Genomic DNA, 25,849 nt, shown 5'->3' on the forward strand with positions numbered 1-25,849 from the left:
GGTCGGCTCCTGGAATCGTCGGCGCCGATTCTACGGGTTGGCGCCGGTGAGGCCAAACTATGGCGACGATAGTCGCGGACCATCAGCGGGCGTCACGTTATAGTGCGCCTGATGATGTTGCGGAGAGTTCGATCGTGCGTATTGCCTTCGTCCTGCTGGCGGGCCTGCTGAGCCTGGCTGCCCAGGCCGCCCCGTTACCTGTGGCCAGCCTGGACCGCACCTTGTGGCCGGAGCAGCTGGACAGCCCGGCGCTGTTCGATGTCGCCTCCCGGGCCGAGATCCTGTCGTTCGCCCAGGTGTTGCAGGAGAGCGAAATGCTCGACGAGCCGGCGCTGGCAGCGCGCTTGCAGCTGCGCCAGGTCAACCTGGCGTCCATCCGTGCGGTACGTGCGCGCATGTGGCAGCGGCTGTGGGAAAACTACCAGCAGGCCCAGCGCAGCTGCGAACAGGACGCCTCGTTCTGCTACCCGCTGGAATCGATGGCCGAGCTGCGTACCCTGGCCGCCACCTTCGCCGGTGACGTGGGAGAGTTCTATGTGCCATGGATCGAGCCCAGCCGGCAATTCCACAGCCGCTACCTGAACGAACAACTGCGCAAGGCGGCGGTATTGCCCCAGACCAGCAGCGAGATCGAGCGTTTGTCCAGCCGTGAGCGCAATGGTGACGAGCTCAACGACCGGGTGTTCCTGCTGACCTTCGTTGGTGGGCCTGGCCCTGAAGGCAGCAGTACCGATGTGCTGGCCGACTACCTGCGACGACAGAAGCTCGGTGGCCTGTTCTTCGTCATCGGCAACCGCCTGCAGCAACGACGCGACGCCGATGCGCCGGGCGCGCTCGCTGCGCTGTATGAGGACCAGTGCGTGGGTATCCAGGGCTGGGAATATCGCTCCCATGCGCAGTGGTCGGATTGGCAGGACTCGCTGCGCCGAGCCCAGACCCGGGTCCAGGCGGACTTGCCGGAGCAGTACGTGCCGTTGTTCCGACCGCCCTATGGGCAGCGCAGGGCCGATGGCGAGGCGTTCATGGGGCGTCAGAAATTGCAGGTATCGTTGTGGGACATCGATGCCCAGGATGACAGTGCGTTGAGCGCGCAGGCCTCGGCCCAGCGAGTGCTGACCTTGATGCTGCTGTGGCGCAAGGGCGTGATCCAGTTCCACGACAGCCAGCCCAAGGCGCAGCCGGCGGTGGAGTGGTTGCTGCGCAACACGGCGCAGAGCGGGATTGGCTGGGAGGATTGCCTGGAATACGGGCGGCGGGAATAACCGGCCCTCTGTGGTACCGCGATCAAGGGCGAAGCCCTTGCCTGGCGACGGTGATCTCGGGGTGGCCTGATCGCGGGGCAAGCCCGCTCCTACAGAGGCAGTACCCGCCGTATCGCGCAATTATGCAGTGCTTGATCTTTGACTCTAGACCCGTCCGGGGCTCAAGCCAAGCCCTGAACATCAATCGGAAAAATAAACTTCAACTGAACGTAAAAAGACTTTTTCTGGTCATCATTTATGCGGTATGTAGGAACCAGACAGCCGAATCCTGCAGCACAGGTGGCGTCATCCAGGCCCTCCTTGCCAGGTGCGCTCCCCGCCCGTAACGACGCGGATACGGGGAGAACGGCGGTCACTCTGCGGCGCAGCAGTACGCGTCGTGTGGCTTTCACATAAGGTGACCGAGTATGGATGACCAAGGACGCAATTCTTCCTCCACCCAGCCAATCCTGTATGTGCTCGATACCAATGTCCTGATTCACGACCCCAACGCATTGCTCAACTTCGAGGAGCACCGTGTCGCCATCCCGATGACGGTGCTGGAGGAACTCGACAAACTCAAGACCGGCAAACACACCATCGCCGCCGAATGCCGCCAGGCCATCCGCCTGATCGACCAGACCCTCGGTGATGCCTCGCCCAGCGACGTCGAGCAGGGTGTGCCGATCCAGCGTGGCAAGAGCGGGCCCAAGGGCTTCCTGTCGATCCTGATGAGCCCGCGCAACGAACCGAACCGGCTGCTGCCGGAGAACCTCAACGACAACATCATCATCAACCAGCTCCTGGAGCTGCGCAGCCGCCGCGCCGACCTCGATGTCGTGCTGGTGACCAAGGACATCAACATGCGCCTGAAGGCGCGTGCCTGTGGCATCGCTGCCGAGGACTACAGCACCGACCAGCTGGTCGATGACGTTTCCTTGCTGTCCAAGGGCTATCACTCGGTGACCGGCTCCTTCTGGGACCGGGTCAGCAAGGTCGAGACCCGCCAGGAGCGCGGCCGTACCTGGCACCGGGTGCAACTGACCGACAACCTGCCGGCGGTGCACGTCAACGAGTTCATCATCGATGAGCAGGGCTTCGTTGGTTGGATCAAGGGCATCCGCGAAGACGAACTGCTGTTGCTCGACCTGCACCAGGAGCCATTGCTGCACCAGGAGGCCTGGGGCCTGAAGCCGCGTGACATCCACCAGAGCCTGGCGCTGTTCGCGCTGCTCGACCCGGATATCCACCTGGTCAACCTCACCGGCGCTGCGGGCTCCGGCAAGACCATCCTGGCGCTGGCCGCAGCCATCGAGCAGACCATGGTCAGCAAGCGCTACCGGCGGATCATCGCCACCCGCAGCGTGCAGGGGCTGGACCAGGAGATCGGCTTCCTGCCGGGTACCGAGGCCGAGAAGATGGAGCCCTGGCTGGGCGCCATCACCGACAACCTCGAAGCCTTGCACATGGATGACGAGAGCACCCATGGCAGCGTGGAATACATCCTCGAGCGGGTACCGCTGCAGTTCAAGTCGCTGAACTACATTCGCGGCCGCAGCTTCCAGCAGAGCCTGATCCTGATCGACGAGTGCCAGAACCTTACCCCGCACCAGATGAAAACCATCATCACCCGTGCTGGGGCCGGGTCGAAGGTGGTCTGCCTGGGCAACCTGGCGCAGATCGACACCCCTTACCTGTCGGCCACCAGCTCTGGCCTGACCTACCTCACCGAGCGCTTCAAGGACTTCCCCCACGGCGTTCATATCACCCTGCAGGGCGTGCCACGCTCGGTACTGGCCGAGTACGCCGAGTCGCATCTGTAGCGCCCACCGCCGGGCGGCCTTCCGCCCGGCCTTACCCGTTCAACGTACACCCTCTGGAGGAGCGGGCCGACATATTCTCCTGCTCAAACCTGACCTACAGGTTTACACTCTTTGTTCCCTTCACAGGAGCAGAGCAGTGCTGACTCATCTCGATTCCCAGGGGCGCGCCAACATGGTCGACGTCACTGAAAAAGCCGTGACTGCGCGCGAGGCCGTGGCCGAAGCGCGGGTGCGCATGTTGCCGCAGACCTTGCAGATGATCGTCGATGGCGAACATCCCAAGGGCGACGTGTTCGCCGTGGCGCGCATCGCCGGTATCCAGGCGGCGAAGAAGACCAGCGATTTGATCCCGCTGTGCCACCCATTGATGCTCACCAGCGTCAAGGTCGAATTGGCCGCCGACGGCAGCGATGGGGTGCATATCGTCGCCCGTTGCAAGCTGGCCGGGCAGACCGGCGTGGAGATGGAAGCGCTGACCGCCGCCAGTGTCGCCGCGTTGACCCTCTATGACATGTGCAAGGCGGTGGACAAAGGCATGGTCATCGAGCAGGTGCGCCTGCTGGAGAAAGTCGGCGGCAAGAGTGGCCATTACCAGGTGGAGGCGTGATGAAGGTTCAGGTCATGTATTTCGCCCGCTATCGCGAACTGCTGGGGCTTGACAGCGAGCGCCTGGAAGGGGATTTCGCGGTACTCGACGATGTGCGCCAGGCATTGGTCGCCAAGGGCGGGCAGTACGCGGTGCTGGCCGAGCAAAACCTGATGTGCGCGCGTAACGAAGAGCTGTGCAAGCTCGACGAGCTGCTGGAAGAGGGCGACGAAGTGGCGTTCTTCCCGCCGGTGACCGGAGGCTGACCATGGGTGTTCGGGTTCAGCAGCAGGCGTTCGACCCCGGCGTGGAAACCAACGCCATGCATGCCGCCAACGTCGGCGTCGGCGCGGTGGTGGGTTTCGTGGGGTACGTGCGCGATTTCAACGATGGCCTGGATGTCGCGGGGATGTTCCTCGAACACTACCCAGGCATGACCGAGAAGGCCCTGGCCAAGATCGTTGTCGAGGCCGAGCAACGCTGGCCGCTGCTCAAGGTCGAGGTGCTGCACCGCATCGGTGCGCTGGAGCCGGGCGAGCCGATCGTCTTCGTCGGTGTGGCCAGCGCCCATCGGCAAGCGGCGTTCGATGCCTGCAACTTCATAATGGATTACCTGAAGACCCGAGCGCCGTTCTGGAAGAAGGAGAATACCCAGGAGGGGCCACGGTGGGTGGAAGGCAAGCAGAGCGACCAGGATGCCGCGCAGCGCTGGTAGTCAAAGTGCGCCGCCGCCCCCTCACTGTAGGAGCGGTAAGCGGCCTGCATCAGTGATGCTTGCGCGGCACCGGCTTGAGCAGCTCGTCAGGCGGCATCTCGCACTTGATCTTGCGACCCAGCAGTTCCTCGATGGCTGGCAATTGGTAGGCGTCGTCCTCGCCCGCGAAACTGATCGACACGCCACTGGTGCCGGCACGGCCCGTGCGACCGATGCGGTGCACGTAGTCGTCCGGGTCTTCCGGCAGGGTGAAGTTGATCACGTGGCTGATGCCATCGATGTGAATGCCGCGGCCGGCCACGTCGGTGGCCACCAGCACGGCGATGCGGCCTTCGCGGAAGCTTTCCAGGGTGCGGATGCGCTTGTGCTGCGGCACGTCGCCCGACAGTTGGGCGGCGTTGATACCGTCGCGCACCAGGCGCTCCTCGACCCGCCGCACTTCGTCCTTGCGGTTGGCGAAGACCATCACCCGTTCCCACTTGTTCTGGGTCACCAGGTTGTACAGCAGTTTGTATTTGTCGCTTGAGGCCACGGCGTAGACGTGTTGCTCGACCGTCTCGCTGGCCACGTTCTCCGGCTCGATCTCGACGATGGCGGGGTTGGTGGTCCACTGCTTGGCCAGGTTCATCACGTCATCGGTGAAGGTGGCCGAAAACAGCAGCGTCTGGCGTTCGCTCTTGGGTGGGGTCTGGCGGATGATCTGGCGCACCTGCGGGATGAAGCCCATGTCGAGCATGCGGTCGGCTTCGTCCAGCACCAGTACTTCGACCATGTCCAGGTGCACCTCGCCGCGCTGGTGGAAGTCCAGCAGGCGGCCCGGGGTGGCCACCAGGATGTCGCAATGGCGCGCTTCCAGGGCCTTTAGCTGCTTGTCGAAGTCCATGCCGCCGACGAATGTCATCACGTTCAGGCCGCTGTACCTGGTCAGGGCCATGGCGTCCTTGGCGATCTGCACCACCAGCTCGCGGGTCGGCGCGATGATCAGCGCACGGGGCTCGCCCATGTAGCGTTCCTTGGGCGGCGGCGTCTGCTGCAGCTGGGAGATGATCGAGATCAGGAACGCGGCGGTCTTGCCGGTGCCGGTCTGGGCCCGGCCGATGGCGTCCTTGCCGCGCAGGGTATGGCCCAGTACCTGGGCCTGGATCGGTGTGCAGTAGGGGAAGCCCAGGTCGTGGATGGCATGCATCAGCTCGTTGGACAGCTTGAAGTCATGGAAGCGGGTCTTGCCTTCCTGGGGCTCGACCACGAAGTCTTCCGGCTTCCACAGGCTGGCCTGGGGCTTTGGCTTGCGCTCGCGGCGAGGCTTGTCTTGGGGGGCGGGTTTTTCCGCACGCGGGGCGGCCGTTGGCGCTGCCGCTTCGACGGGCTGGGCTGGGGTTGCCGGCGGCTCTGCCGCGGGCGGGGGGGTAATCACGTTGGCAACGGGTGCGACGGCCTGCGGGGTGGCGTCGGGCTTGCCGAATATTTTCTTGAGTGCCTTGAGCACGATCGTCTCGTCAACTGGTTAAGGAATGTACGCCGGGCAGTGTAATGCAAGAACCGGGCGCGGCGTAGTGGAGTGCGCCGACAACTACAGATGAATGCACCGCTAGCGCAGGTGGCGTACCAGCCAGTTGTAGATGTCGTTGATTTCCTGGGGCACCACTTCGTGTTCCATCGGGTATTCCTCCCAGGCCGCCTCGACACCCCAGTGCTTGAGGTGCTCGTAGGCCGTGCGGCCCATGGACGGGATCACCACCGGGTCATGCACGCCGTGCAGGCACAGGGCCGGGGTGCGCTGCTGGCAGGCGCTGAGCTGGTGCTCGTCAGTGAAGGTCGGGGCATAGGTCGACAACGCCAGCACGCCGCCCAGGGCCTCCTGCCACTTTATATAGGCTGTGTGCAACACCACCGCACCCCCCTGGGAGAAGCCGGCGAGGAACACCCGCGCCAGGTCGATGCCCTTGGCGCGCTCGGCCTCGATCAGTGCCACCACCTGCTCGGCAGATTCCTCCAGTTGCGCTTGATCGATGGCGCGGGCCGGGGTCATGGCCTTGATGTCGTACCAGCTGGGCATGGCGTAGCCACCATTGATGGTGACCGGGCGGGTAGGCGCCTGGGGCATCACGAAGCGGGTGCTGAGCAAGTGTTCCTGCAGGGCCTCGGCCACCGGTAGGAAGTCGTAACGGTCGGCCCCCAGGCCGTGCAACCAGATCACACAGGCATCGGCGGTGTTCTGGGGTTCGAGGATCAAAGGGTTGGTCATGGCTGCTCCGAAAGTGTGCGCACACACAGGTTCTGGTGCGTGAAAAGAAGGCGTGCACGGGTAATGCCACAAGAAGATGTCGCAACTCTACAACTTTTCCGGCTTGACGACCGCTTAAACGCTTAAGCGCATGACTATGGTACGCCCTTTGCTACGGATCAACCGATGCGAGGGGATCGACCGGCGACGGTAACACCCTCGTGCGGATAGTAAGGCTGTCATCAGAACAGCTCATTGCGCCATTGACCCAATAACAAGCCAACCAGGGGTCGGATGCGCCTCATAAGGGTGCGGTGCAATTCCGGCTCGATACAACAAGAGCGATTGGAGGTTGTGAATGAAGATGTTGAAAACCACCCTGGCAGTCCTGACCGCTGCCGCTGCGCTGGGCGCCACCAGTTTTGCCCAGGCCGGCGCCACCCTCGATGCGGTGAAGAAGAAGGGCTTCGTCCAGTGTGGCGTGAGTGACGGCCTCCCGGGCTTCTCGGTACCGGACAGCACCGGCAAGATCGTCGGTATCGACGCCGATGTATGCCGCGCCGTGGCGGCGGCGGTGTTCGGCGACGCCACCAAGGTCAAGTTCAGCCAGCTCAACGCCAAGGAGCGTTTCACCGCACTGCAGTCCGGCGAAGTCGACGTGCTGTCGCGTAACACTACCTGGACCAGCTCGCGCGATGCCGGCATGGGCCTGGTGTTCGCCGGTGTCACCTACTACGACGGCGTCGGTTTCCTGGTCAACAAGAAGCTGGGCGTCTCCAGCGCCAAGGAACTCGATGGGGCGACCATCTGCATCCAGGCCGGTACCACCACCGAGCTGAACGTCTCGGACTTCTTCCGCGCCAATGGCCTGAAGTACACCCCCATCACCTTCGACACCTCCGACGAGAGTGCCAAGTCGCTGGAGTCCGGCCGTTGCGACGTGCTGACCTCGGACAAGTCGCAGCTGTTCGCCCAGCGTTCGAAGCTGGCTGCACCGAGCGAATACGTGGTGCTGCCGGAAACCATCTCCAAGGAGCCCCTGGGCCCGGTGGTGCGCAAGGGCGACGAGGAGTGGTTCAGCATCGTCAAGTGGACCCTCTTCGCCATGCTCAACGCCGAGGAAGCGGGCATCACCTCGAAGAACGTCGAGGCCGAGGCCAAATCCACCAAGAACCCCGACGTCGCTCGCCTGCTGGGTGCCGACGGCGAGTACGGCAAGGACCTGAAGCTGCCCAAGGACTGGGTGGTGCAGATCGTCAAGCAGGTGGGCAACTATGGCGAAGTGTTCGAGAAGAACCTGGGCCAGAGCACCGACCTGAAGATCGACCGTGGCATGAACGCCCTGTGGAACAACGGCGGCATCCAGTACGCACCTCCAGTGCGCTGATGGTTGCACCCTGCGGCGGCATTCCGCCGCCGCAGGCTGTTCGATCCCATCCTTGCGGGGCACTTCATGCAAAATCGAATCGGCGCGCAGAAGGGGTTTTCCCTGAGCGATCCACGTGTGCGCGCGTGGCTGTTCCAGGTGGTCACGGTGGTGTTCGTGGTCGGCCTGGGCTGGTACCTGTTCCATAACACCCAGACCAACCTGCAACACCGGGGCATCACCTCGGGCTTCGACTTCCTCGAGCGCAGTGCGGGCTTCGGCATCGCCCAGCACCTGATTCCCTATGTGGAGTCGGACAGCTATGCCCGGGTTTTCGTCATCGGCCTGCTCAACACCCTGCTGGTGACCTTCATCGGCATCATCCTGGCCACGGTGCTGGGCTTCGTCATCGGCGTGGCGCGGCTGTCGCCGAACTGGATGATCAGCAAACTGGCGACCGTGTACGTGGAGACCTTCCGTAACATCCCGCCGCTGCTGCAGATCCTGTTCTGGTACTTCGCCGTGTTCCTCACCCTGCCGGGGCCACGGGGCAGCATCAACCTCGATGACACCTTTTTCATCAGCAACCGCGGCCTGAACATGCCCGGGGCGACCATGGCCGAGGGCTTCTGGCCGTTCGTGCTGGCCCTGGTGCTGGCGGTTGTCGCCATCGTGTTGATGGTGCGCCTGGCCAACAAGCGTTTCGACGAGACTGGCGAGCCGTTCCACAAGTTCTGGGTGGGGCTGTTGATGTTCATCGGCATCCCTGGCGCCTGCGTGCTGCTGTTCGGCAGCCCGGTGCACTGGGAGGTGCCGCAGCTCAAGGGCTTCAACTTCGTCGGCGGCTGGGTGCTGATTCCCGAGCTGCTGGCCTTGACCTTGGCGCTGACCATCTATACGGCGGCGTTCATCGCCGAGATCGTGCGCTCGGGCATACGCTCGGTCAGCCATGGCCAGACCGAGGCCGCGCGTTCGCTGGGCCTGCGCGAGGGGCCGACCCTGCGCAAGGTGATCATCCCCCAGGCCCTGCGGGTGATCGTGCCGCCGCTGACCAGCCAGTACCTGAACCTGGCGAAGAACTCGTCCCTGGCGGCCGGTATCGGCTACCCGGAGATGGTCTCGCTGTTCGCCGGTACCGTGCTCAACCAGACCGGCCAGGCCATCGAGGTGATCGCCATCACCATGAGTGTCTATCTCGCCATCAGCATCAGCATTTCGCTGCTGATGAACTGGTACAACAAGCGCATCGCGCTGATCGAGCGGTGAGGGTACGCCTGTGACAGCCCATGTTTTCAAACCCGACATGCCGCCACCGGTGAAGACCGTCGGCGCGCTCGCATGGATGCGGGCCAACCTGTTTTCCAACTGGCTCAACACGCTGTTGACCCTGTTTGCCCTGTACCTGATCTGGCTGATCGTGCCGCCGCTGGTGCAGTGGGCGTTCATCGATGCCAACTGGATCGGTACCACCCGTGCCGACTGCACCAAGGAGGGCGCCTGCTGGGTGTTCATCCAGCAGCGCTTCGGCCAGTTCATGTATGGCTACTACCCGGTCGAATTGCGCTGGCGGGTCGACCTGACCGTCTGGCTCGCCGTGCTCGGCGCCGCGCCGCTGTTCATCAAGCGCTTCCCGCGCAAGGTGGCCTACGGCGTGGGCTTTCTAGTGTTGTACCCAGTGTTGGCCTACACCCTGCTGCACGGCGGCTACCTGGGCCTTGCCGCAGTTCCCACCAGCCAGTGGGGTGGCCTGATGTTGACCTTGGTGATCGCCACCGTCGGTATCGTCGGCGCCTTGCCACTGGGCATTCTGCTGGCGCTGGGGCGGCGTTCCAACCTGCCGGCGGTGAAGGTGGTATGCGTCACCTTCATCGAGTTCTGGCGCGGCGTACCGCTGATCACCGTGCTGTTCATGTCCTCGGTGATGCTGCCGTTGTTCCTGCCCGAGGGCATGAGCTTCGACAAGCTGCTGCGGGCCATGATCGGCGTCATCCTGTTCCAGTCAGCCTACATCGCCGAGGTGGTCCGCGGAGGCCTGCAGGCTATCCCCAAGGGCCAATACGAGGCGGCCGCGGCCATGGGCCTGGGCTACTGGCGGGCGATGGGGCTGGTGATCCTGCCCCAGGCACTGAAGCTGGTGATCCCTGGCATCGTCAACACCTTCATCGCCCTGTTCAAGGACACCAGCCTTGTGATCATCATCGGCCTCTTCGACCTGCTCAACAGCGTCAAGCAGGCCGCGGCCGACCCGGCCTGGCTGGGCATGGCCACCGAGGGCTATGTGTTCGCCGCCCTGGTGTTCTGGATTTTCTGTTTCGGTATGTCCCGCTACTCCATGCACCTGGAGCGCAAGCTGGACACTGGCCACAAGCGTTAGGAGTTTCGAAATGAGTGAAGCGAGCAAGCAGCCTGTCGGCCCCGAAGGCATCATCCAGATGCAGGGTGTGAACAAATGGTATGGGCAGTTCCACGTGCTCAAGGACATCAACCTGAACGTGCGCCAGGGGGAGCGTATCGTGCTGTGTGGGCCGTCGGGCTCGGGCAAGTCGACTACCATCCGCTGCCTCAACCGTCTGGAAGAGCACCAGCAGGGCCGTATCGTGGTCGATGGCGTGGAGCTGACCAACGACCTCAAGCAGATCGAGGCGATCCGCCGCGAGGTGGGCATGGTGTTCCAGCACTTCAACCTGTTCCCGCACCTGAGCATTCTCGAGAACTGCACCCTGGCGCCGATGTGGGTGCGCAAGATGCCACGGCGCAAGGCCGAGGAAATCGCCATGCACTACCTGGAGCGGGTGCGCATTCCCGAGCAGGCGCACAAGTATCCGGGGCAGTTGTCCGGTGGTCAGCAGCAGCGCGTGGCCATCGCCCGGGCGCTGTGCATGAAGCCCAAGATCATGCTGTTCGACGAGCCGACCTCGGCGCTGGACCCAGAGATGGTCAAAGAGGTGCTCGATACCATGGTGGGCCTGGCCGAAGACGGCATGACCATGCTCTGCGTGACCCACGAGATGGGCTTTGCCCGGACGGTGGCGAACCGGGTGATCTTCATGGACAAGGGGGAGATCGTGGAGCAGGCGGCGCCGGATGACTTCTTCGACCGGCCGCGCAGTGACCGGACCAAGTTGTTCTTGAGCCAGATCCTGCATTGAGGTGATTGGGGCCGCCTTGCGGCCCTTTCGCGGCACAAGGGCCTGCAAAGCAGCCCCTGCGTGAAGCCTTACTTCTCTTCCGGGGCGCTCACCGGCGCAGGCGGCGGCCGCAGCCCCACCTCGGCGATCAGCTTGAGCTGCTCGCCATTGCGCATCACTTCGATGGAAATCTTCTCGTTGGGCTTGATACGCGCCACCTGGTTCATGGACTTGCGCCCGTCGCCGGCCGGTTCGCCATTGATGCTCAGGATCACGTCACCCAGCTGCAGGCCCGCACGTTGCGCCGGGCCATCGCGGAAGATGCCTGCCACCACAATGCCCGGGCGGCCCTTCATGCCATAGGACTCGGCCAGCTCTTGGCTCAGCGGCTGCACCTCGATGCCCAGCCAGCCACGGATCACCTGGCCGTGTTCGACGATCGACTTCATCACCTCCAGCGCCAGCTTGACCGGGATGGCGAAGCCGATGCCCTGGGAACCGCCGGACTTGGAGAAGATCGCGGTGTTGATGCCGATCAGGTTGCCGTTGGCATCGATCAGCGCCCCGCCCGAGTTGCCCGGGTTGATCGCCGCGTCAGTCTGGATGAAGTCTTCGTAGTTGTTCAGGCCCAGCTGGTTGCGGCCGGTGGCGCTGATGATGCCCATGGTCACGGTCTGGCCGACGCCGAAGGGGTTGCCGATGGCCAGCGATACATCGCCGATGTGGATGGTGTCGGAGCGGCCAATGGTAATGGCCGGCAGTTTCTTCAGGTCGATCTTCAAGACCGCCAGGTCGGTCTCCGGATCGCTGCCGATCACCCGCGCCAGGGTTTCGCGGCCGTCCTTGAGCGCCACCACGATCTGATCGGCGCCGCTGGTCACGTGGTTGTTGGTCAGCAGGTAGCCTTCCGGGCTCATGATCACCGCCGAACCCAGGCTCGATTCCCAGCGTCGTTGCTTGGGCAGGTTGTCACCGAAGAAGCGGCGGAACTGCGGGTCTTCGAACAGCGGGTGCGAGCTCTTGTTCACCACCTTGGTGGTGTACAGGTTGGCTACGGCCGGGGCGGCCAGGGTCACCGCATCGGCGTAGGACACCGGCCCCTGCACGATGCGCGAGGTCTGTGGCGCCTGCTGCAGGTTGACGTCCTGGCTGGGCAGGCCGACCCATTCGGGAAAACGCTGGATGATCAGCATGGCGATCAGCACGCCGGTAAGCAGGGGCCATCCAAAAAAACGCAAAGCCTTGAGCATCGAATGAATCCTGGGAGTAGGGCAGGGGCCGGTGGCTACGCAGCGGGGAGCGAGCGCGCGCGATCATACACTGGTAGCAGCGCTCCCACACGGGGTGTGTCGACCCTGTGAGAGCGGGTTTACCCGCGAATGACGGTGCCACGAACTGACCCCCAGGCGTTCGCAGCCGGTTTCCCCGAAGCCGGCGACGGCCCATAATGGCGGCCATTATACGGGCGTTGCGCCCACCGAACGCGCAGATTTTCGAGGAGATTTTCCATGGCCGTCGCCCTGAGCACCCTGGTGGAGGAAGCCGAGCGCTACCTGGCCAGCGCCAAGATCCAGGATTACTGCCCCAACGGCCTGCAGGTCGAAGGCCGCCCGCAGGTCAGCCGCATCGTCAGTGGCGTCACCGCCAGCCAGGCCTTGCTCGATGCCGCGGTCGAGGCCGACGCCGACCTGGTGCTGGTGCACCATGGCTACTTCTGGAAAGGTGAGAACCCGTGCATCACCGGCATGAAGCAGCGCCGCCTCAAAACTTTGCTCAAGCATGACATCAGCCTGCTGGCCTATCACCTGCCCCTGGACCTGCATCCGGAGGTGGGCAACAACGTGCAGTTGGCTCGCCAGTTGGACATTACTGTCGAAGGCCTTCTGGACCCGGACAACCCGAAGGTGGTCGGCTTGGTGGGCTCGCTCGCCGAGCCGATGTCGGCGCGTGATTTCGCTCGCCGGGTGCAGGAGGTGATGGGGCGCGAACCGCTGCTGATCGAGGGCGAGCAGATGATCCGTCGGGTGGGCTGGTGTACCGGTGGTGGGCAGGGTTACATCGACACCGCTATTGCGGCGGGGGTCGACCTGTTCTTGAGCGGCGAGGCATCCGAGCAGACCTTCCACAGTGCCCGCGAGAACGGCATCAGCTTCATCGCCGCCGGGCACCATGCTACCGAGCGCTACGGGGTGCAGGCGCTGGGCGACTACTTGGCGCGGCGCTTTGCGCTGGAGCATTTGTTCATCGACTGCCCCAACCCGATCTGACTTCATTGGCCAATCGCCGGCAAGCCGGCTCCCACAGGTGACGCGCAGTTTCTGTGGGAGCCGGCTTGCCGGCGATTGGACTGCGCAGCGGTCCTCGATTTCCCCCAAACCCCCAGTCATATCGTTAGATTCTTTCGGTCTAGCCAGCCTCCTAAATAGAATCAAGTGCTGTGATACAGTGCCAGCCTCGAACACGGCCCGCTGGCCGTCCATAAGATCGTTTTTCGTGAGTAGCCATGGTCGACAAACTGACGCACTTGAAACAGCTGGAGGCGGAGAGCATCCACATCATCCGCGAGGTGGCCGCCGAGTTCGACAACCCGGTGATGCTGTACTCGATCGGCAAGGACTCCGCCGTGATGCTGCACCTGGCGCGCAAAGCCTTCTTCCCGGGCAAGCTGCCATTCCCGGTGATGCATGTCGACACCCAGTGGAAATTCCAGGAGATGTACCGCTTCCGCGACAAGATGGTCGAGGAGATGGGCCTGGAGCTGATCACCCACGTCAACCCTGAAGGTGTGGCCCAGGGTATCAACCCGTTCACCCATGGCAGCTCCAAGCACACCGATATCATGAAGACCCAGGGCCTGAAGCAGGCGCTGGACAAGTACGGCTTCGACGCAGCCTTCGGTGGCGCCCGCCGCGACGAGGAGAAGTCCCGCGCCAAGGAGCGTGTCTACTCCTTCCGCGACAGCAAGCACCGCTGGGACCCGAAGAACCAGCGCCCGGAGCTGTGGAACATCTACAACGGCAAGGTCAACAAGGGCGAGTCGATCCGCGTCTTCCCGCTGTCGAACTGGACCGAGCTGGACATCTGGCAGTACATCTACCTCGAAGGCATCCCGATCGTGCCGCTGTACTTCGCCGCCGAGCGCGAAGTCATCGAGAAGAACGGCACCCTGATCATGATCGACGACGAGCGCATCCTCGAGCACCTCACCGATGAGGAGAAGGCACGCATCGTCAAGAAGAAGGTGCGTTTCCGTACCCTCGGCTGCTACCCGTTGACGGGCGCGGTGGAGTCGGAGGCCGACAGCCTCACCGACATCATTCAGGAAATGCTCCTGACGCGCACTTCCGAGCGCCAGGGCCGCGTCATCGACCACGATGGTGCAGGCTCCATGGAAGACAAGAAACGTCAGGGCTATTTCTAATTCTCAGGGTTACTCCATGTCGCACCAATCCGATTTGATCAGCGAAGACATCGTCGCTTATCTGGCTCAGCACGAGCGCAAAGAACTGCTGCGTTTCCTCACCTGCGGCAACGTGGATGACGGCAAGAGCACCCTGATCGGGCGCCTGCTGCACGACTCCAAGATGATCTACGAGGACCACCTCGAGGCCATCACCCGCGACTCGAAGAAAGTTGGCACCACCGGCGAGGAGGTCGACCTGGCGTTGCTGGTCGACGGCCTGCAGGCCGAGCGCGAGCAGGGCATCACCATCGATGTCGCCTACCGCTATTTCTCCACCGCCAAGCGCAAGTTCATCATCGCCGACACCCCGGGCCACGAGCAGTACACCCGCAACATGGCCACCGGCGCCTCGACCTGCGACCTGGCGATCATCCTGGTCGACGCCCGCTACGGCGTGCAGACCCAGACCCGCCGGCACAGCTTCATCGCCTCGTTGCTGGGCATCAAGCATATCGTGGTCGCGGTCAACAAGATGGACCTGAAGAACTTCGACGAGCAGGTGTTCGAGTCGATCAAGGCCGACTACCTGAAGTTCGCCGAGGGCATCAACCTCAAGCCGTCGAGCCTGCACTTCGTGCCGATGTCGGCGCTCAAGGGCGACAACGTGGTCAACCGCAGCGAGCGTTCGCCGTGGTACACCGGCCCTGCGCTGATGGAAATCCTCGAGACCGTGGAAGTGGCGGCCGACCGCAACTTCACCGACCTGCGCTTCCCGGTGCAGTACGTCAACCGCCCGAACCTGAACTTCCGCGGTTTCGCCGGCACCATCGCCAGCGGTGTCGTGCACAAAGGTGACGAAGTGGTGGTGCTGCCTTCGGGCAAGAGCAGCCGGGTCAAGTCCATCGTCACCTTCGAAGGCGAGCTGGAAAACGCAGGGCCCGGCCAGGCCGTGACCCTGACCATGGAAGACGAGATCGACATCTCTCGCGGCGACCTGCTGGTGCATGCCGACAACGTCCCGCAGGTAGCCGACCAGTTCGACGCCATGCTGGTATGGATGGCCGAGGAGCCGATGCTTCCAGGCAAGAAGTACGACATCAAGCGCGCCACCAGCTACGTGCCGGGCTCGATCGCCAGCATCACCCACAAGGTCGACGTGAACACCCTGGAGCAGGGCGCTGCCAGCGCGCTGCAACTGAACGAGATCGGTCGTGTCAAGGTCAGCCTGGACGCCGCCATCGCCCTGGACGGCTACGACAGCAACCGCACCACCGGCGCGTTCATTGTCATCGACCGCCTGACCAACGGCACTGTCGGTGCCGGCATGATCATCGCGCCGCCGGTATTGCCGCACGGCAGCACCGGCCACCACGGCAAGCTGGCTCACGTTTCCACCGAGGAGCGCGCCCTGCGCTTCGGCCAGCAGCCGGCTACCGTGTTGTTCAGCGGCCTTTCCGGGGCTGGCAAGAGCACCCTGGCCTATGCCGTGGAGCGCAAGTTGTTCGACATGGGCCGTGCGGTGTACGTGCTCGACGGCCAGAACCTGCGTCATGACCTGAACAAGGGGCTGCCGCAGGATCGCGCCGGCCGCACCGAGAACTGGCGCCGCGCCGCCCATGTGGCGCGCCAGTTCAACGAAGCCGGCATGCTGACCCTGGCCGCCTTCGTGGCGCCGGATGCCGAAGGCCGCGAGCAGGCCAAGGCACTGATCGGCAAGGAGCGCCTGGTCACCGTCTACGTACAAGCTTCGCCGACCGCCTGCCGCGAGCGTGACCCGCAAGGCCTGTACGCTGCCGACGGCGACAACATCCCGGGCGAAAGCTTCCCGTACGATGTGCCGCTGGACGCGGACCTGGTGATCGACACCCAGGTCACCAGCATTGACGAAGGCGTCAAGCAGGTGCTGGACGTGCTGCGCAAGCGCGGCGCGATCTAAGCGTCAATGCTGCAAAGAAAACCCCGCTTCGGCGGGGTTTTTCTTTTTTCGGCCGCACTGATTCATCGCTTGGCCATTATCCGATTTAACGCCGCGGCATTGTTGAAATGCCATCTTTGGCACGGTGATGCGTTCTTTCATCCTCTTCGCGCTTTTCTCTATAGCCTATGAAGAGGTACCAATGAAATTAGAAAAGACCGCCGCTGCTGTAGCCTTTGTCCTGTGCAGCACCCTGGCCACCACTGCATCCGCTGATCTGGGTGCCAAGTGCTGCCCATTCAGCGATGCGCGCCTGAAGACCAATGTCGAGAACTTGTTGGACTCGACCGACACCTTGACCAAGATCCACGGCGTACGCTTCAAGTGGAAGGAGTCGGGGCGTGAGGATATCGGTGTCGTCGCGCAGAACGTAAAAGAAGTGTACCCCGAGCTGGTTCACGAAAAGGACGGCATGCTGACGGTCGACTACGAAAAGCTGGTGGCCCCCCTGATCGAGTCGGTGCGCGAGCTGAACCAGCGCATCGAAGCCCTGGAAAAGGCCCAGGCCGCTCACTGATTACCACGCGAGTTGGGCTGCGCTGTTACATATAGAACAGATAAGTAGCGCCAACCCCCTGTGGGAGCGGGCTTGTCCCGCGATTGCGTCTGCCCAGGAATCGCTGCATGCTGAATCCCTACCGCTACGTCCCGGCATGCTAACCAAGCTGGCAACGCCGCCAGCTTTTCCACAAGGAGCATGACCATGAAAGCAGCAATGAAGCAGGGCATCATCGACCTCCGTCGTGGTGGCGACGATGATGAGGGCGGCCAGTCCTGGCGCAAGCCGTAAGTCGAGTTGGAAGCGATTGTTCCGCTAATGCAGAACACGCCGCCAAGGGGCTGCTATGCAGCCCATCGTAGGACAAGCCCGTTACAGGACCACGCCACCTCAAGAGTGGCGAGGTCCTTGTAGGAGCGGGCTTGTCCCGCGATGGGTCGCGTAGCGGCCCCGACTGCTTAACTCAGCACCATCTTTGTACTTGTCCTAGCCGTGTTGCACTGCTTCAGCCTGCAGGGCCTTTTATCCATCGAAAGTGCTCTTGATAATCCATCTGCCGCTCGCAGCCTTGTTTGTAAGGGTCCATATCGCACTGGAAGTGGATATCTTGCTTGTCAGGAAAAAACAACGGCATTTCGCTATTGCATCCGCATAGCAGGAGCATGGTTATTGCTGCTAATTGTTTCATTGAGAACTCGTAACCTGTCTTTTGGCTGGTCGTTGGCGTTCAATGAATTATTGTCGATTGCTGATGGCGATATTTGATTATTTTGTGTGGGAAAAATCTATTTGTGGTGTAGGATGTTTTTCAGTGGTTAGGGTGGGAATTGACTCGATGTTCAGGTGGCGGGCGCATGTGGAAGATATATTGGCAGCCGAGTGAGTGGCTGCTGATGTACAAACTACAGAAGAGGTTGGCATGGGAAGGAAATATAAAAATATAAATTATCAGCCGTTTCAAGGCTCCGGTGGCGTACTGTTGCCACCTAACCAAACCTTGCGTGCAGGACAGTTTATAAGATCCACTAACGGCCGATTCTTTCTGCGACTCAGAGAGGATGGCAATCTGGTGCTGGAAGAGGGCGCTTCGTTGGTTTGGGTTGCAGATGAGCGGCAACCCTACAGTTCGACGATTTATCGTAAGCGAATGCGTGAGCCGCTGCAATTTGTCGTGAGCAACTCGGGATTTTTATATGACCCAGCTCGGGGGCGGTTATGGTCCGCCCAGAGTACAGAGACTCTAGATAAATCGTATTGGCGAAATAATTATCTGAAGGTGACCGATGCCGGAAACATCGTGATATTCGACGGCCGTAACGGGGAGGTCCGCTGGGCGCGCCAAGGGTATGTGCCGGGACGGCTTCCTAAAAGGGAAAAGATATATCCGGAGGTATACCCTCCCATACCTGACCCGCTCATAAAAATACCTCATGATTTTCCATGATTCATAAGTGATAGTCATGCGACATATGACCCCAGGCCACAAGATTTTTAAAGTGGCTTGGCGGTCGTTGCAAAGGATTAAATATGGGCTTCCGATACCGGTATAACTCGCTTTTCCTTCACCGCTTTGTATGAGAAGCTCGAATAAATCTCCTTCACCCCCGGCAACCGCTGCAACACTTCTCGGGTGAACTCTCCAAACGACTCCAGATCCCTCGCCAATATCTCCAGCAGAAAGTCATACCGCCCGGAAATGTTGTGGCAAGACACGATCTCGGGGATTTCCAGCAATCGCTTTTCGAACGCCAAGGCCATTTCCTTGGTATGCGAATCCATCATGATGCTGACGAACGCCGTCACGCCAAAGCCCAGCGACTTGGGCGAAAGGATGGCCTGGTAGCCGGTGATATAGCCGTTGTCTTCGAGCAACTTGACGCGCCGCCAGCAGGGCGAGGTGGTCAGGGAAACCTGGTCGGCCAGTTCGGCGACGGTGAGGCGGGCGTTGTCTTGCAGGGCCGCGAGCAGGGCGCGGTCGGTGCGGTCCAGGGTCGAAGGCATGTCTTGCTCTCCTGATGCGTTGATTGTTGTTTTTATTCCAAAATACCTGCGCAATCGTGGGCGATTTTGGAAAAATACCCGCCGTCTGGTGGCATAAGCTTATAACAAACCACCAGAGGCTGTTGCCATGCGCGACTGCGATAAAAACACCGGTTTTTCCACACGGGCCATCCACCATGGCTACGACCCGCTGTCCCACGGCGGCGCACTGGTGCCGCCGGTGTACCAGACCGCGACCTATGCCTTCCCGACCGTCGAGTACGGTGCTGCCTGTTTCGCCGGGGAAGAAAGCGGGCATTTCTACAGCCGCATTTCCAACCCGACCCTGGCCCTGCTCGAGCAGCGCATGGCGTCTCTGGAAGGTGGCGAGGCGGGCTTGGCGCTGGCGTCGGGAATGGGCGCCATTACCTCGACCCTATGGACATTGCTGCGCCCAGGCGACGAGCTGATTGTCGGGCGCACCCTGTATGGCTGCACCTTCGCCTACCTGCATCACGGTATCGGTGAGTTCGGCGTGAAGATCCGCCATGTCGATCTCAACGACGAAAGTGCCCTGAAGGCGGCCATCACCGCGAGAACCCGGATGATCTATTTCGAAAGCCCAGCCAACCCCAACATGCAGTTGGTCGATATCGCAGCCGTGGCCGACACGGTGCGTGGGCATGACATCCACATCGTGGTCGACAACACCTATTGCACGCCCTACCTACAGCGCCCGTTGGAGCTCGGCGCCGACCTGGTGGTGCATTCGGCCACCAAGTACCTGAGCGGCCATGGCGACATCACGGCCGGCCTGGTGGTGGGGCGCAAGGCACTGATTGACCGGATCCGCCTGGAAGGCCTCAAGGACATGACCGGCGCGGTGCTCTCGCCCCACGATGCCTCACTGCTGATGCGCGGCATGAAGACCCTGACCCTGCGCATGGAGCGCCATTGCAGCAACGCCCAACAACTGGCCGAGTACCTGGCGCGTCAGCCCCAGGTGGAACTGATCCACTATCCGGGCCTGCCCAGCTTCCCTCAACACGCGCTGGCCCAGCGGCAGATGCGCCTGCCTGGCGGGATGATCGCCTTCGAGCTCAAGGGTGGCATCGAGGCGGGGCGGCGGTTCATGAATGCGCTGCAACTGTTCAGCCGCGCCGTGAGCCTGGGTGATGCCGAGTCGTTGGCCCAGCACCCAGCGAGCATGACCCACTCCAGCTACACGCCGCAGGAGCGCGCCCACCATGGTATTTCCGAAGGCCTGGTGCGGCTTTCGGTGGGCCTGGAGGACATCGAGGACCTGGTCGCCGATATCGCCCAGGCATTGAAAGCCTGTGCCTGAAGGGGGGCAGCGCTTGTTTCGCAGGTGAACCCCTGGCGAACCCTGTAGGAGCGGGCCCGCCAATCAAATAGTCATGGGTTGTTCTTAGGCGCGGGTTTACCGCGAATCTTGGAAAGTGAAGGGGAAGCCCGGTGGTGGCAATGATCAACCCGAACGAGCCATCCTCGGCTCAAGAGATCGACCTGGACAATGACCCGGCCGAGACCGCCGAATGGTGCGAGGCGCTCGAGTCTACCTTGGCCCATTGCGGCCCGGCGCGGGCGCGCTACCTGTTGCAGCGCCTGCAGAGCCATGCCCTGGAGCTGGGCCTGGCGCGCGATGCCCAGCCATTCTCCGCCTACCGCAACACCTTGCCGGTAGAGCAGCAGGGCGCCTACCCCGGTGACCTGGAGCTGGACGAGCGCATCACCGGCATCCTGCGCTGGAACGCCCTGGCCATGGTGGTGCGAGCCAATCATGCCTATGGCGACCTGGGCGGACACATCGCCAGCTACGCTTCGGCGGCGGAGATCTTCGAGGTCGGCTTCCAGCATTTCTTCCGCGGCGAGGGTGGTGGTGAGCAGCGTACCGGCGACCTGGTGTTCTTCCAGCCCCACTCGGCGCCGGGTATCTATGCGCGTGCCTTTCTCGAAGGGCGCCTGAGCGAGGCGCAATTGGCCCATTATCGCCAGGAGGTCGCCGGCAACGGGCTGTGCTCCTATCCACACCCCTGGCTGATGCCCGATTTCTGGCAATTTCCCACCGGCTCCATGGGCATCGGCCCAATCAATGCGATCTACCAGGCGCGCTTCATGCGCTACCTGCAGCATCGCGGCCTGGCCGACACGGCCTCACGGCATGTCTGGGGCGTGTTCGGCGACGGCGAGATGGACGAGCCGGAATCCATCGCCGGTCTGACCCTGGCGGCGCGGGAGGGGCTGGACAACCTGACCTTCATCGTCAACTGCAACCTGCAGCGGCTGGATGGCCCGGTACGCGGCAACGGCCAGATCATCCAGGAACTCGAGGCATTGTTCAGTGGGGCCGGCTGGAACGTGATCAAGGTGCTCTGGGGGTCGGAATGGGACCCGCTGTTCGCCCGCGACCATGAGCACGTGCTGCTGCGCCAGCTGGCCGCGACGCCGGATGGGCAGTTCCAGACCCTCGGCGCCAAGGACGGCACCTACAACCTCGAGCACTTCTTCAACCAGCACCCGGCCCTGCAACGGCTGGTGGCGCACATGAGCTCCGAGCAGATCAACGCCCTCAAGCGCGGTGGCCATGATTTTCGCAAGTTGCATGCGGCCTATGCCGCGGCCAAGGCCTGCAAGGGCCGGCCAACGGTGATCCTGGCCAAGACCAAGAAGGGCTACGGCATGAGCAGTGCCGGCGAATCAAGGATGACCGCGCACCAGGCCAAGAAGCTGGATGTCCAGGCGCTGCTGGCGTTTCGGGATCGCTTCCGCCTGCCGTTGTCGGACGAAGCGGTGGCGCAATTGCGTTTCTATCGCCCAGCCGACGACAGCCCGGAAATGCTCTACTTGCGCCAGCGACGCGCGGCCCTCGGTGGGCCACTGCCGGTGCGGCGCAGCGATTGCCCCCGACTGCCGGTGCCTGACCTGGCAACCTTCGGCGACTTCGCCCTGCACGCCCAGGGCAAGGAAATGTCTACCACCATGGCCGCGGTGCGCCTGCTTGGGCACTGGCTGAAGGCTCCCGGGCTTGGGCCGCGGGTGGTGCCCATTGTCGCGGACGAGGCGCGTACCTTCGGCATGGCCAGCCTGTTCCGGCAGATCGGTATCTACTCGTCCTGCGGGCAACGCTACGAGCCGGAGGATGCCGGCTCCCTGTTGACCTACCGGGAAGCCAAAGATGGCCAGTTGCTGGAGGAGGGCATCACCGAGGCCGGGGCGATTTCCTCGTGGGTGGCCGCGGCAACGTCCTACGCGGTGCATGGCGAGCCGATGCTGCCGGTGTACATCTACTATTCGATGTTCGGCTTCCAGCGGGTCGGCGACCTGATCTGGGCGGCCGCGGACCAGCGCGCCCGCGGTCTGTTGCTGGGCGCCACGGCCGGGCGTACCACCTTGGGTGGCGAAGGGCTGCAACACCAGGACGGTTCGAGCCTGGCGATGGCTGCGCTGGTCCCCAATTGCCGGGCCTGGGACCCGTGCTTTGCCGGTGAGCTGGCGGTGATCCTCGACCATGCCGCCCGGCGCATGCTGGTGGAGCAACACGACGAATTCCACTACGTGGCGGTGATGAATGAAAACTATCCACAGCCTTCGCTCCCCGAGAGCAAGCACACGGATGTGTTGCGCGGCATGTACCACTTCGCCAGCCAACGCGCCCTGCAGTCGCGCGGCACGGTGCGGCTGCTGGGCTCGGGTGCGATCCTGCGTGAGGTGATCGCCGCCAGTGAGCTGTTGGCCACCGAGTGGCAGATCGACAGCGAGGTGTTCAGTGTCACCAGTTTCAGCGAACTGGCTCGCCAGGCGCGGGATGTGCAGCGGGCAGCGGTGCGCGGGCAGGGCATAAAGCAAGATAGCCACCTGAGCCGTTGCCTGACCGGTGATGCGCCGGTGGTCGCGGCCAGCGACTATGCGCGGGCCTGGCCGCAGTTGATTGCCGAGTATGTGCAGGCGCCCTATATGACTCTGGGCACCGACGGCTTCGGGCGTAGCGACACCCGCCAGCAGTTGCGGCGCTTCTTCGAGGTCGACAGGTACAGCGTGGTGATGGCGGCGTTGTATAGCCTGGTCAAACAGCAGCGGTTGGGTGAGGAGGTGCTGGAGCAGGCGAGGGGGCGGTATGGGGTAGGGGAAGCTATCGCGCCCTGGTATCGCTGAGGTGAGGACGTTGTCCTCGATCGCGGCACAAGGCCGCTCCTACCCACGGTGTCGGTGCAGCGCTCCTGGCGGTATCAATGAAAAAGGCCTCTTGCGAGGCCTTTCTGATGTTCAGCGCTTGAGCCCGTAGCTCTCGTCGAGCATGCCCGGCGAGTTCGGCGTCTTGGGCGCGTAGTCGCGAGGCACCTCGGCGGTGTCCTTCGGCGGAGTCAGGCGGTCACGTGGACCCTGCGCGGCTTCGGAGTGCAGCGCGGCCAGCAGGCGCTGGCGGGTCAGGTCATCCAGGGCCAGGCGGTTGGCGCCGTCGGCCAGGTGGTCCTGCACGTCCTGGTAGCTCTGGGTCAGTTTCTTGACCAGCGCGGCGGTGCTGTTGAAGTGGGTGACCACTTCGTTCTGGTAATTGTCGAAACGCTGCTGGATATCGTCCAGCTGGCGCTGGGTATTGCTGGGCGCTGCGTTGGGCAGCAGGCGGGCCACGACGAAGCCGACCACCACGCCGACGACGAGGGCCAGGGTCGGCAACAACCAAACAAGGAGCGAGAGTTCCACGAGTCCTTCCTCTATAAACGGCTTTGCTTTACGTTAACGGCTCAGACCTGCGCTGTATACCGCGAGCGATCGCAAATCAGAACAGAATTCTTCAGCTAGACGAGTCGACCTTTCCCTAGGTCACGGAGTTGTGCCTTGCTTATCCGCGAAACCCCCTTGTTCATCGATGGCCCCAGCGGCCAGCTGGAAGCCTTGTACCTGGATGGGGCCGATGCCCGCGGTGCGGTGCTGATCTGCCACCCGAACCCGGTGCAGGGCGGTACCATGCTCAACAAGGTGGTCTCGACCCTGCAGCGCACTGCCCGCGACGCCGGCTACATCACCCTGCGCTTCAACTACCGTGGCGTGGGCCAAAGCGCCGGTAGCCATGACATGGGTGCCGGCGAAGTCGCCGATGCCGAGGCCGCCGCCGCCTGGCTGCGGGCCAAGCACCCAGGCCTGCCGCTGGTACTGATGGGCTTCTCGTTCGGCGGTTTCGTCGCCGCCAGCCTGGCCGGCCGTCTGGAGGCCGACGCCGTCGAGCTGCAACATCTGTTCATGATCGCACCGGCTGTGATGCGTCTGAGCGAGCAGTTCCCGCTGCCCCAGCGTTGTCCGCTGACCGTGGTGCAGCCGGAAACCGACGAGGTCGTCGACCCACAGCTGGTATACGACTGGTCCGACAACCTGTCGCGCCCCCATGAGCTGCTGAAAGTGGCAGAATGCGGACACTTCTTCCATGGCAAGCTGACCGATCTGAAGGATCTGGTGCTGCCGCGTCTTTCGAACTGAGCCAAGCCTGATCAAGCGAACACCCATGACTACGCGTATCCTCACCGGTATCACCACCACCGGCACCCCGCACCTGGGCAACTACGCCGGCGCCATCCGCCCGGCGATCCTCGCCAGCCAGCAGCCCGGTGCCGACTCGTTCTACTTCCTGGCCGACTACCACGCCCTGATCAAGTGCGACGACCCGCTGCGTATCCAGCGCTCGCGCCTGGAAATCGCCGCCACCTGGCTGGCCGGCGGCCTGGACCCGGCCAAGGTCACCTTCTACCGCCAGTCCGATATCCCCGAGATCCCCGAACTGACCTGGCTCCTGACCTGCGTGGCCGCCAAGGGCCTGCTCAACCGCGCCCATGCCTACAAGGCCTCGGTAGACAAGAACGTCGAGGCTGGCGAAGACCCGGATGCTGGCGTGACCATGGGCCTGTTCAGCTACCCCGTGCTGATGGCCGCCGACATCCTGATGTTCAACGCGCACAAGGTGCCGGTCGGCCGCGACCAGATCCAGCACGTGGAGATGGCCCGCGACATCGGCCAGCGCTTCAACCACCTGTTCGGCCAGGGCAAGGACTTCTTCGCCCTGCCGGAGGCCGTGATCGAGGAAAGCGTGGCCACCCTGCCGGGCCTGGACGGCCGCAAGATGTCCAAGAGCTACGACAACACCATTCCGTTGTTCACCAGCGCCAAGGACATGAAAGACGCCATCTCGCGCATCGTCACCGATTCGCGTGCGCCGGGCGAGCCGAAGGACCCGGACAACGCTCACCTGTTCACCCTGTTCCAGGCCTTCTCTACCCCGGCGCAATCGGCCGAGTTCCGTGAAGAGCTGCTGCAGGGGCTGGGTTGGGGCGAAGCCAAGCAGCGTCTGTTCCAGTTGCTCGACGGCCAGCTGGCCGGGCCTCGCGAGCAGTACCACCAGTTGATCGCTCGGCCTTCTGACCTGGAAGACATTCTCCTGGCCGGCGCCGCCAAGGCCCGCAAGATCGCCACGCCGTTCCTCGAGCAACTGCGCGAGGCCGTTGGCCTGCGTTCGTTCCGCACGGCAGTGCAGGTGTCCACCGAGGTGAAGAAGAAGGCTGCCAAGAGCGCCCGTTTCGTCAGCTTCCGTGACGAAGATGGCAGCTTCCGCTTCCGCCTGCTGGCGGCCGATGGCGAGCAACTGCTGCTTTCGCGCAGCTTCGCCGACGGCAAGAGCGCCGGCGCCGTGAGCAAGCAACTGCAGCAGGGCGGTGAAGCCGATGTGCGTGTCGAAGGCCTGGGCTTCTCGCTCTGGCTGAATGGCGAACAGGTTGCCGACGGGCCGCAGTTCGACAGCGCCGAGGCCCGTGATTCGGCCATCCAGAGCCTGCACGAGGCCCTGGCGCCACAGCAGGACTGAGGCAATTCGCCGCAACGCCAATTGCCATTATGCGGGCCTGT

25 protein-coding genes are annotated in these 25,849 nt (G+C 62.9%); 18 read left to right on the forward strand and 7 right to left on the reverse strand.

What is annotated here, in order from left to right; genetic code table 11:
* The first annotated feature begins 134 nt into the window (after nucleotides 1–134).
* The 5 genes from ACNFG0_RS15295 (at nucleotide 135) to moaE (ending at nucleotide 4,365) form a co-directional block, all read left to right on the forward strand.
* A complete protein-coding gene (locus ACNFG0_RS15295; RefSeq protein ID WP_416765474.1) occupies nucleotides 135–1,262 on the forward strand; it encodes a polysaccharide deacetylase family protein in 1,128 nt (375 codons plus the stop codon).
* 407 nt (nucleotides 1,263–1,669) lie between these two features.
* On the forward strand, nucleotides 1,670–3,064 hold the full coding sequence (locus ACNFG0_RS15300; protein ID WP_196156310.1) for a PhoH family protein: 1,395 nt from the start codon (nucleotides 1,670–1,672) through the stop codon (nucleotides 3,062–3,064).
* 136 nt (nucleotides 3,065–3,200) lie between these two features.
* On the forward strand, nucleotides 3,201–3,671 hold the full coding sequence (gene moaC, locus ACNFG0_RS15305; protein ID WP_196144382.1) for a cyclic pyranopterin monophosphate synthase MoaC: 471 nt from the start codon (nucleotides 3,201–3,203) through the stop codon (nucleotides 3,669–3,671).
* Entirely contained in the window at nucleotides 3,671–3,916 is a 246-nt protein-coding gene (locus ACNFG0_RS15310) for a MoaD/ThiS family protein (RefSeq protein ID WP_196166941.1), read from the forward strand. The genes moaC and ACNFG0_RS15310 overlap by 1 nt, the downstream gene beginning before the upstream one ends.
* Nucleotides 3,917–3,918: 2 nt before the next feature.
* Nucleotides 3,919–4,365, forward strand: coding sequence for a molybdopterin synthase catalytic subunit MoaE (gene moaE, locus ACNFG0_RS15315; RefSeq protein ID WP_196144380.1), 447 nt, complete (start codon nucleotides 3,919–3,921; stop codon nucleotides 4,363–4,365).
* Nucleotides 4,366–4,414: 49 nt separating this feature from the next.
* Here the strand turns inward: moaE and rhlB are convergent, their stop codons facing one another.
* Complete coding sequence (gene rhlB, locus ACNFG0_RS15320; protein WP_416765475.1) at nucleotides 4,415–5,851, reverse strand: ATP-dependent RNA helicase RhlB; 1,437 nt, start codon at nucleotides 5,849–5,851, stop codon at nucleotides 4,415–4,417.
* A gap of 102 nt (nucleotides 5,852–5,953) precedes the next feature.
* On the reverse strand, nucleotides 5,954–6,610 hold the full coding sequence (locus ACNFG0_RS15325) for an alpha/beta hydrolase (protein WP_196144378.1): 657 nt from the start codon (nucleotides 6,608–6,610) through the stop codon (nucleotides 5,954–5,956).
* Nucleotides 6,611–6,947: 337 nt separating this feature from the next.
* Here ACNFG0_RS15325 and ACNFG0_RS15330 point away from each other — a divergent pair, with 337 nt between their 5' ends.
* From ACNFG0_RS15330 to ACNFG0_RS15345, 4 genes are all read left to right on the forward strand, one after another.
* Nucleotides 6,948–7,976, forward strand: coding sequence for an amino acid ABC transporter substrate-binding protein (locus tag ACNFG0_RS15330; protein ID WP_196144377.1), 1,029 nt, complete (start codon nucleotides 6,948–6,950; stop codon nucleotides 7,974–7,976).
* A 66-nt stretch (nucleotides 7,977–8,042) separates the two neighbouring features.
* Nucleotides 8,043–9,221: an amino acid ABC transporter permease gene (locus tag ACNFG0_RS15335; protein WP_416765476.1), complete on the forward strand. Its 1,179-nt coding sequence runs from the start codon at nucleotides 8,043–8,045 to the stop codon at nucleotides 9,219–9,221.
* A 10-nt stretch (nucleotides 9,222–9,231) separates the two neighbouring features.
* On the forward strand, nucleotides 9,232–10,329 hold the full coding sequence (locus ACNFG0_RS15340; RefSeq protein WP_416765477.1) for an amino acid ABC transporter permease: 1,098 nt from the start codon (nucleotides 9,232–9,234) through the stop codon (nucleotides 10,327–10,329).
* A 10-nt stretch (nucleotides 10,330–10,339) separates the two neighbouring features.
* A complete protein-coding gene (locus ACNFG0_RS15345) occupies nucleotides 10,340–11,104 on the forward strand; it encodes an amino acid ABC transporter ATP-binding protein (RefSeq protein ID WP_084857219.1) in 765 nt (254 codons plus the stop codon).
* Between the two features lie 68 nt (nucleotides 11,105–11,172).
* Here the strand turns inward: ACNFG0_RS15345 and algW are convergent, their stop codons facing one another.
* A complete protein-coding gene (gene algW, locus ACNFG0_RS15350; RefSeq protein ID WP_196144374.1) occupies nucleotides 11,173–12,333 on the reverse strand; it encodes a Do family serine endopeptidase AlgW in 1,161 nt (386 codons plus the stop codon).
* A gap of 258 nt (nucleotides 12,334–12,591) precedes the next feature.
* Here algW and ACNFG0_RS15355 point away from each other — a divergent pair, with 258 nt between their 5' ends.
* The 3 genes from ACNFG0_RS15355 (at nucleotide 12,592) to cysN (ending at nucleotide 16,422) form a co-directional block, all read left to right on the forward strand.
* The gene (locus ACNFG0_RS15355; RefSeq protein ID WP_196156308.1) at nucleotides 12,592–13,350 is read left to right on the forward strand and encodes a Nif3-like dinuclear metal center hexameric protein; all 759 of its coding nucleotides are present in this window, start codon (nucleotides 12,592–12,594) and stop codon (nucleotides 13,348–13,350) included.
* A gap of 236 nt (nucleotides 13,351–13,586) precedes the next feature.
* A complete protein-coding gene (cysD, locus tag ACNFG0_RS15360) occupies nucleotides 13,587–14,504 on the forward strand; it encodes a sulfate adenylyltransferase subunit CysD (RefSeq protein WP_084857225.1) in 918 nt (305 codons plus the stop codon).
* 16 nt (nucleotides 14,505–14,520) lie between these two features.
* Nucleotides 14,521–16,422, forward strand: a complete 1,902-nt coding sequence (cysN, locus tag ACNFG0_RS15365; protein WP_416765480.1) for a sulfate adenylyltransferase subunit CysN — start codon at nucleotides 14,521–14,523, stop codon at nucleotides 16,420–16,422.
* 3 nt (nucleotides 16,423–16,425) lie between these two features.
* Here the strand turns inward: cysN and ACNFG0_RS15370 are convergent, their stop codons facing one another.
* Nucleotides 16,426–16,563 (reverse strand): hypothetical protein, encoded by a 138-nt coding sequence (locus ACNFG0_RS15370; RefSeq protein WP_416765482.1) that lies wholly within the window; start codon nucleotides 16,561–16,563, stop codon nucleotides 16,426–16,428.
* A 40-nt stretch (nucleotides 16,564–16,603) separates the two neighbouring features.
* Here ACNFG0_RS15370 and ACNFG0_RS15375 point away from each other — a divergent pair, with 40 nt between their 5' ends.
* Complete coding sequence (locus ACNFG0_RS15375) at nucleotides 16,604–16,978, forward strand: tail fiber domain-containing protein (protein WP_196156307.1); 375 nt, start codon at nucleotides 16,604–16,606, stop codon at nucleotides 16,976–16,978.
* A 487-nt stretch (nucleotides 16,979–17,465) separates the two neighbouring features.
* Here ACNFG0_RS15375 and ACNFG0_RS15380 read toward each other — a convergent pair whose 3' ends face one another.
* On the reverse strand, nucleotides 17,466–17,648 hold the full coding sequence (locus ACNFG0_RS15380; RefSeq protein ID WP_416765484.1) for a hypothetical protein: 183 nt from the start codon (nucleotides 17,646–17,648) through the stop codon (nucleotides 17,466–17,468).
* A gap of 195 nt (nucleotides 17,649–17,843) precedes the next feature.
* Between ACNFG0_RS15380 and ACNFG0_RS15385 the strand changes: the two genes are divergently transcribed.
* Complete coding sequence (locus ACNFG0_RS15385) at nucleotides 17,844–18,404, forward strand: hypothetical protein (RefSeq protein ID WP_328311178.1); 561 nt, start codon at nucleotides 17,844–17,846, stop codon at nucleotides 18,402–18,404.
* Between the two features lie 77 nt (nucleotides 18,405–18,481).
* On the opposite strand, the gene ACNFG0_RS15390 is transcribed toward ACNFG0_RS15385, so the two are convergent.
* Nucleotides 18,482–18,961 (reverse strand): Lrp/AsnC family transcriptional regulator, encoded by a 480-nt coding sequence (locus ACNFG0_RS15390; RefSeq protein WP_084857231.1) that lies wholly within the window; start codon nucleotides 18,959–18,961, stop codon nucleotides 18,482–18,484.
* 127 nt (nucleotides 18,962–19,088) lie between these two features.
* On the opposite strand from ACNFG0_RS15390, the gene ACNFG0_RS15395 reads away from it, so the two are divergent.
* Both ACNFG0_RS15395 and mdeB read left to right on the forward strand, forming a co-directional pair.
* Entirely contained in the window at nucleotides 19,089–20,285 is a 1,197-nt protein-coding gene (locus tag ACNFG0_RS15395) for a methionine gamma-lyase (protein WP_416765486.1), read from the forward strand.
* A gap of 140 nt (nucleotides 20,286–20,425) precedes the next feature.
* On the forward strand, nucleotides 20,426–23,113 hold the full coding sequence (gene mdeB / locus ACNFG0_RS15400) for an alpha-ketoglutarate dehydrogenase (protein ID WP_416765488.1): 2,688 nt from the start codon (nucleotides 20,426–20,428) through the stop codon (nucleotides 23,111–23,113).
* Between the two features lie 111 nt (nucleotides 23,114–23,224).
* Here the strand turns inward: mdeB and ACNFG0_RS15405 are convergent, their stop codons facing one another.
* Entirely contained in the window at nucleotides 23,225–23,662 is a 438-nt protein-coding gene (locus ACNFG0_RS15405) for a YhcB family protein (protein WP_196144368.1), read from the reverse strand.
* Between the two features lie 135 nt (nucleotides 23,663–23,797).
* Between ACNFG0_RS15405 and ACNFG0_RS15410 the strand changes: the two genes are divergently transcribed.
* The gene (locus tag ACNFG0_RS15410; protein WP_416765490.1) at nucleotides 23,798–24,433 is read left to right on the forward strand and encodes an alpha/beta hydrolase; all 636 of its coding nucleotides are present in this window, start codon (nucleotides 23,798–23,800) and stop codon (nucleotides 24,431–24,433) included.
* A 25-nt stretch (nucleotides 24,434–24,458) separates the two neighbouring features.
* On the forward strand, nucleotides 24,459–25,808 hold the full coding sequence (locus tag ACNFG0_RS15415) for a tryptophan--tRNA ligase (protein WP_416765492.1): 1,350 nt from the start codon (nucleotides 24,459–24,461) through the stop codon (nucleotides 25,806–25,808).
* The last annotated feature ends 41 nt before the right edge of the window (nucleotides 25,809–25,849 follow it).

This window comes from Pseudomonas sp. NY15372, from assembly GCF_048068215.1.
Taxonomy (GTDB): Bacteria; Pseudomonadota; Gammaproteobacteria; order Pseudomonadales; family Pseudomonadaceae; genus Aquipseudomonas; species Aquipseudomonas guariconensis_A.

Bases quoted from the DNA above. Each gene is read 5' to 3' on its own strand.
- ACNFG0_RS15310 (WP_196166941.1), top strand. From the start codon at position 3,671: ATGAAGGTTCAGGTCATGTATTTCGCCCGCTATCGCGAACTGCTGGGG.
- cysN (WP_416765480.1), top strand. From the start codon at position 14,521: ATGTCGCACCAATCCGATTTGATCAGCGAAGACATCGTCGCTTATCTG.
- ACNFG0_RS15375 (WP_196156307.1), top strand. From the start codon at position 16,604: ATGAAATTAGAAAAGACCGCCGCTGCTGTAGCCTTTGTCCTGTGCAGC.
- moaE (WP_196144380.1), top strand. From the start codon at position 3,919: ATGGGTGTTCGGGTTCAGCAGCAGGCGTTCGACCCCGGCGTGGAAACC.
- ACNFG0_RS15300 (WP_196156310.1), top strand. From the start codon at position 1,670: ATGGATGACCAAGGACGCAATTCTTCCTCCACCCAGCCAATCCTGTAT.
- ACNFG0_RS15370 (WP_416765482.1), bottom strand. From the start codon at position 16,563: ATGAAAGAACGCATCACCGTGCCAAAGATGGCATTTCAACAATGCCGC.
- mdeB (WP_416765488.1), top strand. From the start codon at position 20,426: ATGATCAACCCGAACGAGCCATCCTCGGCTCAAGAGATCGACCTGGAC.
- ACNFG0_RS15330 (WP_196144377.1), top strand. From the start codon at position 6,948: ATGAAGATGTTGAAAACCACCCTGGCAGTCCTGACCGCTGCCGCTGCG.
- ACNFG0_RS15355 (WP_196156308.1), top strand. From the start codon at position 12,592: ATGGCCGTCGCCCTGAGCACCCTGGTGGAGGAAGCCGAGCGCTACCTG.
- ACNFG0_RS15325 (WP_196144378.1), bottom strand. From the start codon at position 6,610: ATGACCAACCCTTTGATCCTCGAACCCCAGAACACCGCCGATGCCTGT.
- ACNFG0_RS15335 (WP_416765476.1), top strand. From the start codon at position 8,043: ATGCAAAATCGAATCGGCGCGCAGAAGGGGTTTTCCCTGAGCGATCCA.
- cysD (WP_084857225.1), top strand. From the start codon at position 13,587: ATGGTCGACAAACTGACGCACTTGAAACAGCTGGAGGCGGAGAGCATC.
- ACNFG0_RS15380 (WP_416765484.1), bottom strand. From the start codon at position 17,648: ATGAAACAATTAGCAGCAATAACCATGCTCCTGCTATGCGGATGCAAT.
- ACNFG0_RS15415 (WP_416765492.1), top strand. From the start codon at position 24,459: ATGACTACGCGTATCCTCACCGGTATCACCACCACCGGCACCCCGCAC.
- algW (WP_196144374.1), bottom strand. From the start codon at position 12,333: ATGCTCAAGGCTTTGCGTTTTTTTGGATGGCCCCTGCTTACCGGCGTG.
- ACNFG0_RS15395 (WP_416765486.1), top strand. From the start codon at position 19,089: ATGCGCGACTGCGATAAAAACACCGGTTTTTCCACACGGGCCATCCAC.
- ACNFG0_RS15390 (WP_084857231.1), bottom strand. From the start codon at position 18,961: ATGCCTTCGACCCTGGACCGCACCGACCGCGCCCTGCTCGCGGCCCTG.
- ACNFG0_RS15345 (WP_084857219.1), top strand. From the start codon at position 10,340: ATGAGTGAAGCGAGCAAGCAGCCTGTCGGCCCCGAAGGCATCATCCAG.